General features: G+C 70.2%; 18 protein-coding genes. 12 read left to right on the top strand and 6 right to left on the bottom strand.

Annotation, left to right across the window (positions count from 1 at the left end; translation table 11 throughout):
* The 6 genes from LQ326_RS45540 to LQ326_RS45515 form a co-directional block, all read right to left on the bottom strand.
* On the bottom strand, positions 1 to 398 hold a 398-nt coding region (locus tag LQ326_RS45540; RefSeq protein ID WP_181809483.1), incomplete at its 3' end, for a MarR family winged helix-turn-helix transcriptional regulator.
* Between the two features lie 97 nt (positions 399 to 495).
* The gene (locus LQ326_RS45535; protein ID WP_234545102.1) at positions 496 to 846 is read right to left on the bottom strand and encodes a VOC family protein; all 351 of its coding nucleotides are present in this window, start codon (positions 844 to 846) and stop codon (positions 496 to 498) included.
* 226 nt (positions 847 to 1072) lie between these two features.
* A complete protein-coding gene (locus LQ326_RS45530) occupies positions 1073 to 2107 on the bottom strand; it encodes a LacI family DNA-binding transcriptional regulator (protein ID WP_234545101.1) in 1035 nt (344 codons plus the stop codon).
* Positions 2104 to 3009 (bottom strand): carbohydrate ABC transporter permease, encoded by a 906-nt coding sequence (locus tag LQ326_RS45525; RefSeq protein ID WP_234545100.1) that lies wholly within the window; start codon positions 3007 to 3009, stop codon positions 2104 to 2106. The genes LQ326_RS45530 and LQ326_RS45525 overlap by 4 nt, the downstream gene beginning before the upstream one ends.
* Positions 3006 to 3932 carry a carbohydrate ABC transporter permease gene (locus LQ326_RS45520; RefSeq protein ID WP_234545099.1) on the bottom strand — a complete coding sequence of 309 codons (927 nt, stop codon included), beginning with the start codon at positions 3930 to 3932 and terminating at the stop codon, positions 3006 to 3008. The genes LQ326_RS45525 and LQ326_RS45520 overlap by 4 nt, the downstream gene beginning before the upstream one ends.
* Positions 3929 to 5245 carry an ABC transporter substrate-binding protein gene (locus LQ326_RS45515; protein ID WP_234545098.1) on the bottom strand — a complete coding sequence of 439 codons (1317 nt, stop codon included), beginning with the start codon at positions 5243 to 5245 and terminating at the stop codon, positions 3929 to 3931. Before LQ326_RS45515 ends, LQ326_RS45520 begins: the two co-directional genes overlap by 4 nt.
* Positions 5246 to 5485: 240 nt before the next feature.
* Between LQ326_RS45515 and LQ326_RS45510 the strand changes: the two genes are divergently transcribed.
* The 12 genes from LQ326_RS45510 to kilB all read left to right on the top strand — a co-directional run bounded on the left by LQ326_RS45510 (position 5486) and on the right by kilB (position 15966).
* Positions 5486 to 7507, top strand: a complete 2022-nt coding sequence (locus tag LQ326_RS45510) for a beta-galactosidase (protein ID WP_234545097.1) — start codon at positions 5486 to 5488, stop codon at positions 7505 to 7507.
* Between the two features lie 145 nt (positions 7508 to 7652).
* Positions 7653 to 9215, top strand: coding sequence for a glycosyl hydrolase 53 family protein (locus LQ326_RS45505; RefSeq protein ID WP_234545096.1), 1563 nt, complete (start codon positions 7653 to 7655; stop codon positions 9213 to 9215).
* Between the two features lie 208 nt (positions 9216 to 9423).
* Entirely contained in the window at positions 9424 to 9711 is a 288-nt protein-coding gene (locus LQ326_RS45500; protein ID WP_234545095.1) for an ArsR family transcriptional regulator, read from the top strand.
* 312 nt (positions 9712 to 10023) lie between these two features.
* Entirely contained in the window at positions 10024 to 10485 is a 462-nt protein-coding gene (gene crcB / locus LQ326_RS45495; RefSeq protein ID WP_234545094.1) for a fluoride efflux transporter CrcB, read from the top strand.
* A complete protein-coding gene (locus LQ326_RS45490; RefSeq protein ID WP_234545093.1) occupies positions 10482 to 10871 on the top strand; it encodes a DUF190 domain-containing protein in 390 nt (129 codons plus the stop codon). Before crcB (LQ326_RS45495) ends, LQ326_RS45490 begins: the two co-directional genes overlap by 4 nt.
* Entirely contained in the window at positions 10868 to 11242 is a 375-nt protein-coding gene (gene crcB / locus LQ326_RS45485; RefSeq protein ID WP_234545092.1) for a fluoride efflux transporter CrcB, read from the top strand. The genes LQ326_RS45490 and crcB (LQ326_RS45485) overlap by 4 nt, the downstream gene beginning before the upstream one ends.
* Positions 11243 to 11314: 72 nt before the next feature.
* On the top strand, positions 11315 to 12151 hold the full coding sequence (locus LQ326_RS45480; protein ID WP_234545091.1) for an undecaprenyl-diphosphate phosphatase: 837 nt from the start codon (positions 11315 to 11317) through the stop codon (positions 12149 to 12151).
* Between the two features lie 184 nt (positions 12152 to 12335).
* Positions 12336 to 13013, top strand: coding sequence for a FadR/GntR family transcriptional regulator (locus tag LQ326_RS45475; RefSeq protein ID WP_234545104.1), 678 nt, complete (start codon positions 12336 to 12338; stop codon positions 13011 to 13013).
* Between the two features lie 239 nt (positions 13014 to 13252).
* Entirely contained in the window at positions 13253 to 14293 is a 1041-nt protein-coding gene (locus tag LQ326_RS45470; RefSeq protein WP_234545103.1) for an asparaginase, read from the top strand.
* 68 nt (positions 14294 to 14361) lie between these two features.
* A complete protein-coding gene (locus LQ326_RS45465) occupies positions 14362 to 14952 on the top strand; it encodes an SMI1/KNR4 family protein (protein WP_234545090.1) in 591 nt (196 codons plus the stop codon).
* A gap of 312 nt (positions 14953 to 15264) precedes the next feature.
* Positions 15265 to 15393: a hypothetical protein gene (locus LQ326_RS48150; protein ID WP_268208401.1), complete on the top strand. Its 129-nt coding sequence runs from the start codon at positions 15265 to 15267 to the stop codon at positions 15391 to 15393.
* Positions 15394 to 15480: 87 nt separating this feature from the next.
* Positions 15481 to 15966, top strand: coding sequence for a plasmid transfer protein KilB (kilB, locus tag LQ326_RS45460; RefSeq protein WP_234545089.1), 486 nt, complete (start codon positions 15481 to 15483; stop codon positions 15964 to 15966).
* Positions 15967 to 16391: the final 425 nt, after the last annotated feature.

Genomic DNA, 16391 nt, shown 5'->3' with positions numbered 1-16391 from the left:
GGGGTGTCCGCGCCTTCGAGCATCCGCCCCAGCACCGCCCGCTGCAGCGGCTGTACCTCGGCGTGCAGGGCGCGGCCCTTCGCGGTGAGCGCGACCCACACGCCCCGTCGGTCCTCGACGCAGACGGACCGCTCCACCAGGCCGTCCTTCTCCAGCCGCGCGATCAGCCGGGACAGCGCGCTCTGGCTGAGATGGACCCGTCCCACCAGGTTCTGCACCCGGCAGTGGTCGCCTTCCGCGGGGGTCTCGGTGGCGAGCAGGTCGAGCACCTCGAAGTCGCTCGCGCCCAGCCCGTGCGGATGCAGCACCCGGTCGATCTCGCACATCGTGCGCGCGTGCACCGACAGGATGTCCCGCCATCGTTCCTCAAGCCGGGCCTCGGCCGTCTTCACTGCCATACCCGCACCGTAACACCGATCACGCCAATTGTTGAGTGTGCAACTAGTGCGGGTGCAAGCAGTCCTGCGACGAATGCCCGGGAAGTACGGCGGCGAGTCAGGCCACCGGGTCCTGGAGCAGGCCCACCATGTTCCCGTCGGCGTCCTTCACCGAGGCGACCAGCCGGCCGTTGCCGACGTCCCGCGCGTCCTGGACCAGCTCGGCGCCTGCCGCCAGCAGCGCCGCGAGCCGCTCCCGCAGGTCGGTGACGTGCCAGAACGGCGTCGGCCCGGTCAGCCCCTGGGCGTGCCCGTTCGGGTCGAGGCCGACGTCCTGCCCGGCGGCCTTGAACCCGATGTAGTACGGCTCGTCGGCATACGGCTCGACGCCCAGCAGCGCGCCGAACAGGGCCTTGGCCCGTGCCGCGTCCTTGACCGGGTAGATGATCGTCTGCACGCCTGAGGTCATGGCGTTCTCACTCCTCGCGATAAGGGAACCGGCGCTTTCCGGCCGGTGACCTCACGCTAGGACGGCGGAGCCCGCCGCGGCTTCTTCGATCCTGACCGGTTGAGAAAGCGCCCCGGAGGACGCGGGGCTGTACCGGTGTGCGGCTCCGCCGCGCGGGCGCGAGCGGAGCACGCGGCGGCCGCGGCCGCCCGACGGCGGAATCCCGGCACCCCCGATCGCGGCCGGCTCACGTCGACTCGCGCCGCACCAGCTCCGTCGGCAGGATCACCGCCGCCGGGTCCTCGCCCCCTATCTGGGCGAGCAGCACGCGCACCATCTCGGTGCTGATCCGGTCCCAGGGCTGGCGGATGGTGGTGAGCCGCGGGGTCACCGCGGTGGCCGCCGGGGAGTCGTCGAAACCGCCGACAGCGATGTCGTCCGGCACCCGCTTGCCGGCCCGCTGGAGTACCGCCAGCACGCCCTGCGCCATCAGGTCGGAGGCCACGAACACCGCGTCCAGGTCCGGGGCCTGCGCGAGCAGCCGCTCGGCCCCTGCCTCGCCGCTCGCCTTGCTGTAGTCCCCGGACACGACGAGCGCCTCGTCGACGGCGACGCCCGCCTCGGTGAGGACCTCCTTGTACCCGGCGAGCCGCTCGACACCGCCGGGGGTGTCCAGCGGGCCGGTGATCATGCCGATCCGGCGGCGCCCCACGTCCAGCAGGTGCCGGACCATGTCCCGGGCCCCGTCCCGGTCGTCGGCGGCCACGTAACTCACCTTCGAGCCGAGCCCGATCGGCTTGCCGCAGGCCACCAGCGGCACGCCCGCCGCGCGCAGCTCCTCCGCGACCGGGTCACCGGAGTGACTCGACACCAGCAGCACCCCGTCGACGTGTCCGGCGGTGATGTACCGCGTGATCCGCCGCCGTTCGTCCTTCGTGCCCGCCAGCATCAGCAGCACCGGGATGTCGTGGCTCGCCAGCGCCTGTGTGCAACCGCTCAGCAGGACGTTGAAGTTGGGGTCCTCGAAGAACCGCTCCTGCGGCTCCGTCAGCAGGAAGCCCACCGAGTCCGACCGCCCGGTGATCAGCGAACGGGCGTGCCGGTTCACGACGTACCCCGTCCTGCGGATGGCGTCGTCGACCGCCTGCGCGGCGGCGGGACTGACGTAGTGCCCGCCGTTGAGCACCCGCGAGACGGTGCCCCGGGAGACACCGGCCTCGCGCGCCACGTCATGGATCGTCGGCGGTTTGCGCCGGCCCCCCGTACTGCTGCTCATGGTCATGACTTTACGGCCCCGGAGAGCAGGTCAAGGCTCCAGAAGCGCTGAATGACGAGGAAGAGCGCGATCAGCGGGAGCACCGCGAGGAAAGCGCCGGTGATCACCAGCGTGTAGAGCGCGGGCTGGTTGGAACCCTGGGCCAGCAGTGTGTACAGGCCGAGCGTGAGCGGGAACTTCTCGTCGTCGCTCAGCATGATGTACGGCAGCAGGAAGTTGTTCCACACGGCGACGAACTGGAAGAGGAAGACCGTCACCATGCCGGGGATCATCATCGGCATCGCGATCCGCGTGAAGATCCGCCATTCGCCCGCCCCGTCCATCCGCCCGGCCTCCACCACGTCCGAGGGCACCGCCGCGGTCGCGTAGACGCGGGAGAGGTAGACGCCGTACGGGGAGAGGACCTGCGGCAGCAGCACGGACAGGTAGGAGTCCGCGAGGCCGGCCTTGGCGAGCAGCAGGTACTGCGGGACGGCGAGGATGATCGGGGGCATCAGCACGCCCGCGAGCAGCACGTTGAAGATCGGCTCGCGGCCCTTGAACCGGTAGGTCGCCAGGGCGTAGCCGCTGACCGCCGAGACACCGGTGGACAGCAGGGCGCCCAGGCCGGCGTACAGGGCCGAGTTGCCCATCCAGCGCCAGTAGATGCCGTCGCGGTAGGCGTTCAGGTCCTTGAGGTTGCCGGCGAAGCCGGTGCCGGGCAGGAAGGTGAACGTGGAGAACAGTTCGCTGCCGGACTTGGTGGACGCGATCACCACCCACGCGACCGGGAGGAGGGTGTAGACCGCGCCGAGCAGCAGCGTGATCGTCGGGAGCAGGGCGACCCGGCGGCGCAGCGGCGGGCCCTGGGCGGTGCCCGGGGTGGTGCCGGCGGCCGGGGCGGTCTTGCGGACGGCAAGAGAACTCACTGTGCTGCCTCCTGCTTGCTTCGGCGGTTCGCGGCCCGCAGGAACCCGAAGGACAGCACCAGCGTGGCGACGGCGATCAAGGTCGCCTCGGCCGCCGCCGAGTAGATGTCCCCCTTGCCGAAGGCGTCGACGTACACCTTCATCAGCGGACTCCAGGTCGTGCTGACCGAGTTGGTGAGGGGTTTGAGGGTGGTCGGCTCGTTGAAGACCTGGAGCGTCGCGATGATCGAGAAGAAGAAGGTCAGCACCAGCGAGGGCGCCACCATCGGGATCTTGATCCGCAGGGCGACCTGCAGCGGCGTGGCGCCGTCCAGCTTCGCCGCCTCGTACACCTCCGCCGGGATGGACCTCAGCGAGGTGTAGATGACGATCATGTTGAAGCCGGTGCCGCCCCAGACCGCGATGTTGGACAGGGCCAGGTACAGCGGCCCGCCGTCCAGCAGATCGGGCTGCGGCAGGCCCAGCCTGTCGAGCACGAAGTAGAAGGGGCTGACGTCCGGCAGGTACAGGAACCCCCACAGCAGCGCGGCCACCACGCCGGGGATGGCGTACGGCAGGAAGATCGCGAGCCGGGTGAACGGGGCGAGACGGACCCGCTCGGAGTCGAGCATCAGGGCGAACAGCAGGGCGAGGCCCAGCATCACCGGGACGACGATGCAGCCGTAGCCGAGGACGCGCAGCGCACCGTCGTAGAACTCGTTGTCGCCGAGGGCCTGGGTGTAGTTCTCCAGGCCGGCCCAGACCTCGCGGCGGGCGCCCGCGCCGAGGCCGAGGCCGGAGACGTGCACCTTGCGGAAGCTGAGCCAGACCGCATACCCGATGGGCAGTACGAAGAACAGCGCGAAGAGGAGCGTGGCGGGGAGGAGGAAGCCGTACGGGGCCCCCTTGACCCCGTACGGCTTCCGGCTGCGGGAGCTGGTCACCGAGAGACCTCGAAGCCCTGCTTCTTCATGTCGGCGACCGTGGCGTCCTGCATGGTGCGCAGGGCGGTCACGAAGTCCGACTTGTTCTTCGCGGCGGCGCCGAAGGCGTCGTTGAAGGACGTGTAGGCGACGTTCACGTTCGGGCCCCACGCGGAGGGCGCCGTGGTCTTCGCGATCTTCGCGGCCTCGGTGTAGAAGTCCGCCTGGTTCGAGAAGTACTCCGGCGGGCTGGTGAAGGCGCCGCTGGTCTGGGCGTTCGTGGCGGCCGGGTAGATGCCGCTCTCCTTGGCCAGCGCGTTGAGCGCGTCGCCGTCCGTGTTCAGCCAGGCCGCGAACTCGGCGGCGGCCGCCTGGTGCTTGGAATCGGTGGTGACGGCGGTGGAGGAGCCGCCCCAGCTGCCGGTGACGTTCTCGGACGCGGACCACTGGGGGAGCGGGGCCATGGCCCACTTGCCCTTGGTGTCCGGCGCGGCCGTGGTCAGGGTGCCCGGAGCCCACACCGCGCTGACCCAGGCGATCTGCTTGCCGGTGTCCAGCGCCTTGTTCCAGGCCGGGGTGTACATCGGCTGGTTGTCGATGGCGCCCTCCTTGACCAGGCCGCCCCAGAACCTGGCGACCTTCTGGGTGGCCGCGTCGTCGATGGCGACCTTCCACTTGTCGCCGGAGGTGGTCCACCACTTGGCGCCGGCCTGCTGGGCCAGGCCCGCGAAGAGACCGGAGTCGTTGGCGGAGAAGGTGGTCAGGTCGACGTCCGGGGCCTTCTTCTTCAGCGCGCGGGCGGTCCCGGCGAACTCGTCCCAGGTGGTGGGGACCGTCAGGCCGTACTTCTTGAACAGGTCCGCGCGGTAGTAGAACATCATCGGGCCGATGTCCTGCGGCACCGCGTACACCGCGTCCGTGCCCAGCGTGACCTGCTGCCAGACGCCGTCGGCGAAGTCGCTCCTGGCGTCGCCTATCTCCTTCGCTATGTCGGCGACGGCGCCGTTGCTGACCAGCGTCGGCAGTGCCTGGTACTCGGCCTGCACCAGGTCGGGACCGGACTTCGCCTTGTGCGCGGTGAGGATCTTGGTGACCAGCGTGTCGCCGGACGCCTGCTTCTTGAACGTGACCGTGATCTGGTCCTTCTTGCCCTGACCCCTGTTCCACAGGTCGACGACCTTGTCCATGCCCGGTGCCCAGCTCCAGAACGTCAGGTTGACCGGACCGGAGTCGGCCTTGCTGTCGTCGGAGGAGCCGCAGGCGGCGAGGGCGGTGGCGCCGAGCGAGACGGCGACGACGGTTGTCACGAGGCGGCGGCGCTTCGTGTGCGGCATGGATCTCTCCCCTGACCTGGGCCCCCGCACGTCGCGGGAACCAGCCATGCAGATGGTGTGTGAGCGTTCTCAGACCCGGATCATCGCCCGTCGCGAGTCCGTGCCCTGCTCTGTGAGCGTTCACAGTAGAGAAACGTTCCGGACACTTGTCAATGGTTAAGGCTGTGCGGTTATGTTGGGCTCACGCCACGATCCATGTGTGTGAACGTTCCCAAATGATCGATTAAACGGGAGAGATCCATGCCGGACACCACCCCCAGGGGCCTGACCAGGCTCGCCTTCGGTGGGGACTACAACCCCGAGCAGTGGCCGGAAGAGGTCTGGCACGAGGACGTCCGGCTGATGCGCGAGGCCGGGGTCACGATGGTGAGCGTCGGGATCTTCTCCTGGGCCCTGCTGGAGCCGGCGCCGGGGGAGTACGACTTCGGCTGGCTCGACCGGGTCCTCGGACTGCTGCACGGGAACGGCATCCGCGTCGACCTCGGCACCCCCACCGTGGCACCGCCCGCCTGGTTCTACCGCGCCCACCCCGAGGCCCTGCCGGTGACCGCGGAGGGCGTGCGCTACGAGTTCGGCTCGCGCGGCGCCATCTGCCACTCCAACGCCGACTACCGCGCCGCCGCCGGGAACATCACCACCCGCCTCGCCGAGCGCTACGGCCACCACCCCGCGCTCGCCATGTGGCACGTCCACAACGAGTACGGCGTCCCCGTCTCGGCCTGCTACTGCGACTCCTGCGCCGCCCACTTCCGCCGCTGGCTCACCGGCGCCTACGGCACCGTCGACGCGGTCAACGAGGCCTGGGGCACGGCCTTCTGGGGCCAGCACTACACGGACCTGGCGCAGATCAACCCGCCGCGGGTCACCCCGACCGTCGGCAACCCGGGCCAGGCCCTCGACTACAAGCGGTTCGCCGACGCCACCATCCGCGAGAACTTCCGCATGGAGCGGGACATCCTGCACCGCCTCTCGCCCGGCGTCCCGGTGACCACCAACTTCATGACCGCCCTGAGCCAGTGCGACTCCATGGACTACTGGGCCTGGGGCCGCGAGGTCGACCTGGTCACCAACGACCACTACCTGATCACCGACGGCCGTCGCACCCACGTCAACCTCGCCATGGCCGCCGACCTCACCCGCTCGGTGGCCGGCGGCGCCCCCTGGCTGCTCCTCGAACACTCCACCTCGGGCGTCAGCTGGCAGCCCCGCAACCCCGCCAAGGCCCCCGGCCAGATGGCCCGCAACTCCCTCGGGCACGTGGCCCGCGGTTCCGAGGGAGCCATGTTCTTCCAGTGGCGGCAGTCCCGGCGCGGCGCCGAGAAGTTCCACTCCGCGATGCTTCCGCACGGCGGCACCGAGACCCGGGTGTGGCGCGAGGTCGTCGGACTCGGGGCCGCTCTCGACTCGTTGAGCCGGATCAAGGGCACCCGCACCCAGGCCGACGTCGCCGTCCTGTGGGACTGGCAGTCCTGGTGGGCGCAGAACCTCCAGTGGCGCCCCACCGAGGACCACGATCCGCGCGAGCGTGCCGACGCCTTCTACGAGGCCCTGTACGACCGCCACCTCACGGTCGACTTCGCCCACCCGGAAGGCGACTTGTCGGCCTATCCCCTTGTCGTCGTACCGGCCCTGTACCTGATGACGGCGGCGGCCGGGAACAACCTGCGCGAGTACGTCGAGAACGGCGGCACGCTCGTCGTGTCGTACTTCTCCGGGATCGTCGACGAGTACGACGCGGTGCACGAGGGCGCCTGTCCCGGTCCCCTGCGCGAGACCCTCGGCCTCACCGTGGAGGAGTTCTCGCCGCTCCTGAAGGACCAGCGGGTGCGGCTGACCGGACCCGACGGCTTGGAGCTGACCGGCGACGTGTGGACCGAGTTCGTCGTCCCGCGGGGTGCCGAGACCGTCTGGACCTACGCCGACGGTCTCACCGCCGGCCTCCCGGCTGTCACCCGGCACCCGTTGGGGGAGGGCACCGCCTGGTACGTGTCGACGCGCCTGGACGCGCGCGGTCTGGACGCCCTGCTCGGCCGGGCCGCCGAGGACGCCCGGATCGCGCCCCGCGCCGAACTCCCGCGCGACGTCGAGGTCGTCCGCCGCACCGGCGAGTCCGGCTCCTTCCTGTTCGCCGTCAACCACACCGCCACCGACGCCAAGGTGCCGCTGGAGGCGCACGGCACCGAACTGCTGACGGGCGAGCGCGCCGCGGGCCGCCTCGCGGTCCCCGCGGGCACCGTCCGGGTGGTACGGCTCGACGGCTGAGCCCACGCGCCGGGCCGCGCCGTCGGCCCGGGCGAACCGAGACTCCCCTCCGTCCGCGAGTGCCATGAGAGCCGCGGGCGGAGGGGTCTCCTCCGGTCCCACCGGAGGACACCCCTGACCAGTCACGTCGAAGGGACGACGGACGATGACGTTCCATCCCGGACGCACCCTCAGAGCCCTGCTGCTGCCGCTCGTGGCCGGGCTCGCCCTCACCGCCCTGCCCGCCCAGACCGCCCAGGCCGCCGGCACCCTCGCCAACGGTGGCTTCGAATCGGACGGTGCGGGCGTGGCCACGCCCGCCGGCTGGTCGGAGTACGGCGACACGGGCGCCTCGTACACCGAGTCCGGCGGCCACAGCGGCAGTTACCGCCTGAGCCACTACTCGGCCTCCGCCTACAAGGTGGAGACCTACCAGTACCTGTCGGGCCTGGCCAACGGCACCTACACGCTCACCGCCTGGGTCCGCTCCAGCGGCGGCCAGAACTCCGCGTACATGTCCCTGAAGAACTGCGGCAGTCCGGACCAGAAGACCGACCTGCCGGTCTCCACCAGCAACTGGGTGCGGATCGTCACCTCGATCGCCGTCACCGGCAACCAGTGCACGGTCAGCGTCTACTCCGACGCCAACGCCGGCAACTGGATCAACGTCGACGACCTGACCTTCGCGTCCGGCTCGACGGGGCTGGCCGTCAAGGGCGCCGACATCTCGTCCCTGGCCAAGAGCGAGGCCAAGGGCGGCGTCTACAAGACCGGCTCCGGCACCACCGGGGACGCGGTCACCATCCTCAAGAACGCCGGCATGAACTACGCGCGCCTGAAGGTCTGGGTCGACCCGGCCGACGGCTACAACGACAAGGCGCACGTCCTGGCCATGGCCAAGCGCGTCAAGGCGGCCGGCATGAAGCTGCTGGTCGACTTCCACTACTCGGACACCTGGGCCGACCCGGGCACCCAGACCAAGCCCGCCGCCTGGGCCGGCGACTCCTACAGCCGGCTGAGGACCGACGTGTACAACCACACGTACGACGTCCTCAACGCGCTGAAGGCACAGGGCACCACGGCCGACATGGTGCAGATCGGCAACGAGATCAACGGCGGCATGCTCTGGTCCGAGGGCTCCACCGACAACTGGTCCCAGCTCGCCGGTCTCATCAACTCCGGCTACAGCGCCGCCAAGGCGGTCTCCTCCAGCACCCGGGTCGCCCTGCACCTGGCCAACGCGGGCGACGACGCCACGGTCCGCTGGTGGTTCGACAACGCCAGGACCTACGGCATCGACTACGACGTGATCGGGCTGTCCTACTACGGCTACTGGCACGGTTCGCTCGCCGCCGCCCAGACCACCCTGGACGACGTGGCCTCCCGTTACGCCAAGCCGGTCTTCGTCGCCGAGACCGCCTACCCGTTCACACTGGCCCAGGACGACTCGCTGGAGAACCAGATCGACACCAGCGGCGAACTGGTCACCGGCTACCCGGCGAGCGCGGCCGGTCAGCTGGCCTGGATGAACGCCGTCGCGAGCATCGTGGAGGCCGTCCCGAACGGCCGCGGGCTCGGCGTCTTCTACTGGGAGGCCACCTGGACCGCCGTCACCGGCAACGGCTGGGATCCGACCGACGCCTCCTCCGGCAACGGCTGGGAGAACCAGGCCCTGTTCGGCTACGACGACAAGGCCCTGTCCTCCATGGCGTGGTTCGGCCACCGCTGAACCAGCACTGACCGAGGGGCCCGGCCGTAAGGGGACGGCCGGGCCCCTCAGCCGTGCCCGGAACACGCTCCCCGGGCAAGTCCCCGACCGGCCGATGCCGTACGGCCGTTCGGTCTCGGACAACGCGTCCCGGCTCCCTGACGTGGTGCTTCGGCCGCGCGACAGCGGGAACACAGAGTGTGAGGGAGCGAGGACGGAGGCCGGTCGGATGCTGAGGAACACCACGAGCGCAAGCCGCCTGGACATCCTGCACTGGCTCAAGGATCCGGCGGCCCACTTCCCGCCCCGGCGCCACGCCGACCTCGCCGGGGACGGCGTCACCGTCCGGGCCGTCGCCGCCAAGCTCGGGGTCTCCCGCAGGGTCGCCGGCGCCCAGCTGGACCTGCTGGTCCGCCTCGGCCTGCTCCGTGCCAAGCGCGTCCGGTACCGGGTCCACTACCGGCGCGACGAGATCCGGATCGCCGAGGTGGCCCGGATGTTCGAGAAGGGCTGGTGAGGCCGGTCCGTCCTGCCGCCACGGGACTCATGGGCCGGCCCGCGCGCGTCGTCCCGCCGCGCCGCGCCGCGGTCGGCGGCCCGGGCCCCGAAGGCGCAGACGCAGGACATCCCCGCCCTGGCGGCCCGGAGCCCCGGACCGGCCGCCGCCTGTTGCTCCACCTGGCACCTGGCCATCCACCTGGTCCTCGGCAGTGTCCGGGAGCCCGGTGCCGCGGTCCGCGCGGCTCTCACCGCGAGGTGACCGCCTCATACGCCCGGCGGTACCCTGGGGCACCCGTCAGGGGCGGTGCCGAACAGGAGACGTACGACCATGACAGCCCCGGAAGCCGAGAGCCTCCGAGTCCAGCCGACCCCGCGGCGGCGGCCCGAGTGGCGCGGCCAGGCCCCGGTCGTCGCGGTGGTCGCCGTCGGCGGCGCACTCGGCGCCGTGGCCCGCTACGCCCTCGCGCTGGCCCTGCCCACGGCCACCGGGGGATTCCCCTGGGCGACCTTCTGGACGAACGTCATCGGCTGCGCGGTGATCGGTGCCTTCCTGGTCCTGATCACAGAAGGGCTGTCCGCGCACCGCCTGATCCGCCCCTTCTTCGGCACCGGCGTCCTCGGCGGCTTCACCACCTTCTCCACCTACGCCGTCGACATCCAGAAACTGGCCGACCACGGCCGGCCCGCCGTCGCTCTGGCCTACCTGGCCGCGACCCTGTGCGCGGCGCTCACGGCGGTGTGGTGCGCGGCCGCCGTGACCCGCCGTGTCCTCACCCGGAGGCAGCGATGACGAGACTGACCGGCCGCGCCCTGCGCCTGACCGTCTACATCGGCGAGGACGACACCTGGCACCACAAGCCCCTCTACACGGAGATCGTGCACCGCGCCCACGCGGCCGGGCTCGCCGGCGCCAGTGTCTTCCGGGGCATCGAGGGTTTCGGCGCCTCCTCCCGCATCCACACCTGCCGGCTGCTCTCCCTGAGCGAGGACCTGCCGGTGGCGGTGGTGGTGGTGGACACGGAGGAACGGGTGCGGGCGTTCCTGCCGCAGCTCGACGAACTGGTGACCGAGGGACTGGTGACCTTGGACGACTGTGAGGTCATCAGGTACGTCGGCCGCACGGGCGAACCGGACGAGGCGCGCGAAACGGACGCGAAGGGTAAGAAGTCGTTGTGAGCTGGCTGTTGGTGGTCCTCGGCGCCATGGTCGGTGCCCCGCTCCGCTATCTCACCGACCGCGCCGTCCAGGCCAGGCACGACTCCGTCTTCCCCTGGGGCACGTTCGTGGTCAATGTCACGGGTTGCCTGATTCTGGGCCTCCTGACCGGCGCCGCCGCGGCGGGCGTGGCGGGTCCCCACCTCCAGCTGCTCCTCGGCACCGGGCTGTGCGGGGCGCTGACGACGTACTCGACGTTCTCCTACGAGACCCTCCGGCTGACCGAGACCGGCGCCGGGCTCTACGCTGCCGCCAACGTCGCCGCGAGCCTCGTGGCGGGGCTCGGGGCGGCCTTCGCCGGGGTGGCGATCGCCCACTCGGTGTGGGCCTAGGACTTGCTTCACGCCCGCCCGTTGTAAGACTGTCTACAGCACTGTCGACCAAACTCTGCAGAACTGGATCTCATGAGCGCCATCTCCGTCGGTCAGGCCGCCGTCCTCGGGGTAGTCGAGGGGGTGACCGAGTTCCTTCCCGTGTCCTCCACCGGTCACCTCAAGATCACCGAGGGGCTCATGCACATCCCCGTCGACGACCAGTCCGTCGTCGGGTTCTCCGCCGTCATCCAGGTGGGCGCCATCGCCGCCGTGCTGGTGTACTTCTTCAAGGACATCAAGCGGATCGTCTCCGCCTGGTTCCGCGGTCTGACCCACAAGGAGGAGCGCTACCACCACGACTACAAGTTCGCCTGGTGGGTCATCTACGCGACCATTCCGATCGTCCTGGTGGGCCTTGCCGCCAAGCCGCTGATCGACGGGCCGCTCGCCTCGCTCTGGGTGGTGGCCGGCTCCCTGATCGTCGGCTCCGGTGTGATGTGGTGCGCGGACCAGATGGGCCGCCACAAGCGCGGTGAGGACGACACCTCCTTCAAGGACGCGATGCTGGTCGGCTGCTCCCAGATCCTCGCCCTGCTCTTCCCCGGCTTCTCCCGCTCCGGCGCCACCATGTCCACCGCGCTCATCCTCGACCTGGACCGGGTGGCCGCCACCCGCCTCTCCTTCTTCCTCGGCATCCCGGCCCTGACCGGCGCCGGCATCTACGAACTCAAGGACGCCCTCGGCGCGGGGGTGGGCGCCGCCCCGCTGGCTGTCGGCACGATCGTCTCCTTCGTGGTCGCCTACGCCTCCATCGCCTGGCTGCTGAAGTTCGTCGCCAAGCACTCCTTCAACGCGTTCGTGCTCTACCGGATCGTGATCGGCCTGGCGGTCTTCGGCCTCCTCGCCACCGGCACCATCAACGCCTGACCGGTCGACGTCCCACGAGTCACCGCTCCGGCACGGGGTGCGACGCCTGCGTTCGGGCGCCGCACCCCGCGTGTGTCTCCGCCCACCGGAAACCTTGACAGCGTCCGCCCGCAACCCGGACCATCTCTCTGTGAACCTGTCAGACAGCCCGACAGCCGGACAGCTCCCGCGTCGCGTGAGCGCCATGGAGGCGGTACTGGCGCATCTGCGCGGCGCCATCGAGCGCGGCGAGTACGCCGTGGGCGACAAGCTCCCTTCCGAGGCGGAGCTCTGCCGCACCCTGGAGATCAGCAGGCCCGTCCTGCGCGAGGCCCTGCGGGCCCTGCAGACCATGGGCCTGACCGTCTCCAAGACCGGCAAGGGCACCTTCGTGGTCGCGAGTGCCGTCGAGGACCCCACGTTCGGCGACTACGCGGCCAGCGACCTGCTGGAAGTGCGCCGGCACATCGAGGTCCCGGTCGCCGGGTACGCGGCGCTGCGCCGCACCCCGGAGAACCTGGACCACCTGGCCCATCTGCTCGACCGCATGGAGCGGGAGACGGACACCACCGCCTGGGTCGCGATGGACACCCTCTTCCACCTGGGCGTGGCCGAGGCAGCCCAGAACCCGGTCTTCCGCCGGGTCATCGAGGAGATCCGGGACGCACTGGCGCGTCAGTCGGCCTTCCTCAACCAGCTCGGCGGCCGCCGCGAGCAGTCCAACCGGGAGCACCGGGCCATCGTCGAAGCGCTGACGGACGGTTCCGAGACCGACGCCGTGGACGCCATGAGCCACCACCTCGACCGCGTCGAGACCACCCTCACCCGCATCGTGCGCCCCGCGCGCACGGACCAGCACAAGGAGGGCGATACCGAGGCGTGAGCGAACAGCGCTTCGAAGACGAGGCGCGCCCCGTCCCGGCACGCCGGCACCGGACACCACGGCTCCCGCAGGCCGCAACGCCACCGGCACGTCGACATGACCGCCGTCGGCAGCGGCCTCTTCCGCCTCGCCGGCACACGCCTCGCCGCGTCCACCGCGGCCGCCTCGCGCGCTCGTCCACCGGAACCGGCGCGTGCACCGCGCCCGGATCCGTCCCGACTCACCGAGACCAGGAAATGATGTACAGCAGTTTCCCCGCGGACGCACCCGTCGTCCGTGAACCACTCCACGCCGCCGTCGCCCACCTCGTCCGCGGCGGGGTCGTCGAGGGCATCCACTACGGTTCCGTCGTCGTCCTCGACGCCGGCGGCCAGGTCCAGTTCCAGCTCGGCGACATCGAGGCCGCGTGCTACCCGCGCTCGGCCCTCAAGCCCGTCCAGGCCGTGGCCATGCTGCGGGCCGGGCTGCCCCTCGACGGCGACCTGCTCGCACTGGCCGCCGCGAGCCACTCCGGCGAGGAACGGCACCTCGCCGGGACCCGGCGCATCCTCGAACTCGCCGGACTGACCGAAGCCGACCTGCGCAACGTCCCCGACATGCCGTACGGCCCCGCCGTCCGCGACACCTGGATCCGCGAGGGCCGGCAGCCTTCGCGGATCGCCCAGAACTGCTCGGGCAAGCATGCCGCGATGCTGTGGACCGCGAAGCTCAACGGCTGGTCCCTCGCGGACTACCTGGAGCCGGAGCACCCGCTCCAGCAGGCCGTCGCCGAGATCGTCGAGGACCTGACCGGGCAGCGGGTGGCGGCGACGACCGTGGACGGGTGCGGCGCGCCGCTGTTCGCCGTGTCCCTGCACGGCCTGGCCCGCGCGGTGTCGCGGATCGTGTCCGCCGCGCCGGGCACGCCCGAGGCGCGGGTCGCCGACGCGATGCGGGAGCACGCGGAGATGGCGTCCGGAGCGGGGCGCGATGTGGCCGCGCTGATGGCTGCCGTGCCGGGGCTGCTGGCCAAGGACGGCTTCGAGGGCGTCCAGGTCGCGGCGCTGCCGGACGGCCGGGCCGTGGCCGTGAAGATCGCCGACGGGGCGGACCGGGCGCGGGTGCCGGTGGCCGCGGCCGCTTTGGCCAGGGCCGGGGTCGATCCGGAGCTGCTCACCGGGTTCAGCGGTGCGGCACTGCTCGGTGGTGGCAGGGAGGTCGGGCGAGTACGGCCCGTCCGGTCCTTGGAGCCTGCGGTGGCTTCGGCCTGCGCCCAGGCCGGGTCTCTTGGAGCAGCCTGACTCGGCGATGCCGTCGGGGTTCGCGTGAGCGGACCGATGGTCTGCACGACGCGGACTAGGCTCGGCCCATGACAGAGCCGCCCCTCACTGAAGTCGAGATTGTCGAGGCCGAATGTGAACTCGGTGTGTCCTTTCCCGAGGAATACCGGGCGTATCTACGCGAGGTGAGCGCGGGCGGGGCGCTCTTCCGGCTCGAGCGGACCGGGCGTGGTTGGTGGTGGGCCGGCAATGACGAGTGGCGGCGCGAGTTGCTTGCCATTCCCTTTCCGCATCCCGATTCCTATGCCGAGAGCGACGACGACCTGATGGCGCGTGAGCCACAGGCTGAGGCGTTCGAGGACGACGCCGCGTATCGGGCAGCTTGGCGTGCCTGGGGCGACGAGGCCGACACGTTCGAGGACCTGAAGACGGCCGGCGCGGTCGTCATCCAGGAGCACGGCTGCGGCTTCTCCACCCTGTTGGCGCTGACCGGCTCGCTGGCCGGCACGGTGTGGTGGGACGGACGGGCTACTTGTGATCGAATCGTCCCACTCTCGTTGGACCACGTCACTGGCGCCGCACCCGTCCAATTCGGGGAGTGGTTGGACCACGGTTCATGGGCACTGTTGCCCCCGGACTGGGGGCCGCGCCTTGCACCAGATCCTGTTGTTCAACGCTAGGCGTATGAGGACTCGACGTTGGTGAGCTCTCGCGGAGGCGTGCTGCTGGCGGCCTTCCGGTGGCAGCACTATGCGGCCGGGGGTAGTTGTAGAGTCCGATGTTCCGACAGACAGCCCTCTGGCAGAGGTGCAGACCTGCTCCGCAGCAGCCCGATCCGTCAGCCGGGGCCCGACGATACCGAGCACGAAGTGAACGCTTCGGGAGCATGACAGCCGTGAAAGGGCGTCGCGGCTACCGCCGGGCCGAGGCCGACGAGCCCGAGACGTCCTGATTCGCCTTCGCGGCTGGGCTCCATACGTCATCCTGACTCCATGCCGACTGTGATCCGGGCCAGCGGGGAAGCCAAGGACATGACCCTCGACGAACCAGCGGCCTTCGTCGACGACGCGCGCAAGGCCGGCGTACGCGGTAACCGGAACGTCCGCGCCGAGGTGTCGTAGAGCGGGAAGATCAAGGAAGTCGAGATCGTCCTCAGCGAGGTCGACGACTGACCGCCCCGCTCTCGCCGCACTCCCAAGGAGTCGTTGATGTGGTCCACGATCGTCGCCGTCCTCGGCACCCTCGCCGGTGTCGCCCTGGCGGGCTACGCACAACGCTCATTCGATGAGCGGGCCCGGGAACACGCGCATCGCCAGGAGGTGGCACGCGCCATCGCCGAGTTGCTGGAGGCAGTCGTCCGTCACCGTGAAGTGCATTGGCTGTTCGTCGAATCCCGGCGCGCGGGCGAAGCCGAGACAGCGGAGGAGCGCGTGGCTCGGGCGACCACCCGCAGCGCGGCCACGGTCGCCCGCGACCGGGTCGGACTTCTCGTCGAATCGGAGCCTGCGCTTCTGGGTGCCATCGAGACCGCGTGGCGGACGGCTGTGGAACTGCCCAACATAGTCCTGGGCCCAGCGACCGATGGGCGGTTCTCACCCGATGTGGAGGCGGCTCTGGAGGCTGCGCGAGAAGGGTGTCGAGGCGCCCACACTGCGCTCCGAATCGCGGGCTCCGCCTACATACACAGCCGTTGAAGGGCCGCCTCACATGGCGACTCTCCAGCCGGTACGGCGTACGTTCTATCTATGCTCCGAAAATAATCGCCATTTCCCCAGTTGGGGTTGACGTATCGCCAGCGCGGCAGCCGGGATGTTCCCCACCGGGAGATCCCCGGCTCTCATGGATCTACGACTTCATAAAATTGGTACGCGCCTGCCCGTCCGGGCCAACAGCTCGACCACCGCCAACGGAAGGCAGGGGTGAGGTATGTAAGCCCGATTTGAAGGCTTTCTACCTCCCGCTTGAGTTGATCACCATGATGCATCCCCCGCCAACTGGTGCACCTGGCCTCAACGCCAAGCGCTGCACTCGGTCCCTTTTGGTGACCGAAGTCGGGCTCCGTAACTGGAGCGAAGGAGAAACCTGCGATCGGGCTATTTCTGTTTTCCGTAGAGGAGGC

It is taken from the genome of Streptomyces shenzhenensis (assembly GCF_021462265.1).
Taxonomy (GTDB): Bacteria; Actinomycetota; Actinomycetes; order Streptomycetales; family Streptomycetaceae; genus Streptomyces; species Streptomyces shenzhenensis.
Note: the sequence above shows the minus strand (reverse complement) of the source record. Positions and strands in the feature narration are given on the sequence as shown.

What these genes read in the sequence shown, in the direction of transcription:
- LQ326_RS45505 (WP_234545096.1), top strand. Translation starts at nt 7,653, where the DNA reads ATGACGTTCCATCCCGGACGCACCCTCAGAGCCCTGCTGCTGCCGCTC.
- LQ326_RS45470 (WP_234545103.1), top strand. Translation starts at nt 13,253, where the DNA reads ATGTACAGCAGTTTCCCCGCGGACGCACCCGTCGTCCGTGAACCACTC.
- LQ326_RS45510 (WP_234545097.1), top strand. Translation starts at nt 5,486, where the DNA reads ATGCCGGACACCACCCCCAGGGGCCTGACCAGGCTCGCCTTCGGTGGG.
- LQ326_RS45500 (WP_234545095.1), top strand. Translation starts at nt 9,424, where the DNA reads ATGCTGAGGAACACCACGAGCGCAAGCCGCCTGGACATCCTGCACTGG.
- LQ326_RS45490 (WP_234545093.1), top strand. Translation starts at nt 10,482, where the DNA reads ATGACGAGACTGACCGGCCGCGCCCTGCGCCTGACCGTCTACATCGGC.
- LQ326_RS48150 (WP_268208401.1), top strand. Translation starts at nt 15,265, where the DNA reads ATGCCGACTGTGATCCGGGCCAGCGGGGAAGCCAAGGACATGACCCTC.
- LQ326_RS45535 (WP_234545102.1), bottom strand. Translation starts at nt 846, where the DNA reads ATGACCTCAGGCGTGCAGACGATCATCTACCCGGTCAAGGACGCGGCA.
- LQ326_RS45475 (WP_234545104.1), top strand. Translation starts at nt 12,336, where the DNA reads ATGGAGGCGGTACTGGCGCATCTGCGCGGCGCCATCGAGCGCGGCGAG.
- LQ326_RS45515 (WP_234545098.1), bottom strand. Translation starts at nt 5,245, where the DNA reads ATGCCGCACACGAAGCGCCGCCGCCTCGTGACAACCGTCGTCGCCGTC.
- LQ326_RS45465 (WP_234545090.1), top strand. Translation starts at nt 14,362, where the DNA reads ATGACAGAGCCGCCCCTCACTGAAGTCGAGATTGTCGAGGCCGAATGT.
- kilB (WP_234545089.1), top strand. Translation starts at nt 15,481, where the DNA reads ATGTGGTCCACGATCGTCGCCGTCCTCGGCACCCTCGCCGGTGTCGCC.
- crcB (WP_234545094.1), top strand. Translation starts at nt 10,024, where the DNA reads ATGACAGCCCCGGAAGCCGAGAGCCTCCGAGTCCAGCCGACCCCGCGG.
- LQ326_RS45530 (WP_234545101.1), bottom strand. Translation starts at nt 2,107, where the DNA reads ATGACCATGAGCAGCAGTACGGGGGGCCGGCGCAAACCGCCGACGATC.
- LQ326_RS45480 (WP_234545091.1), top strand. Translation starts at nt 11,315, where the DNA reads ATGAGCGCCATCTCCGTCGGTCAGGCCGCCGTCCTCGGGGTAGTCGAG.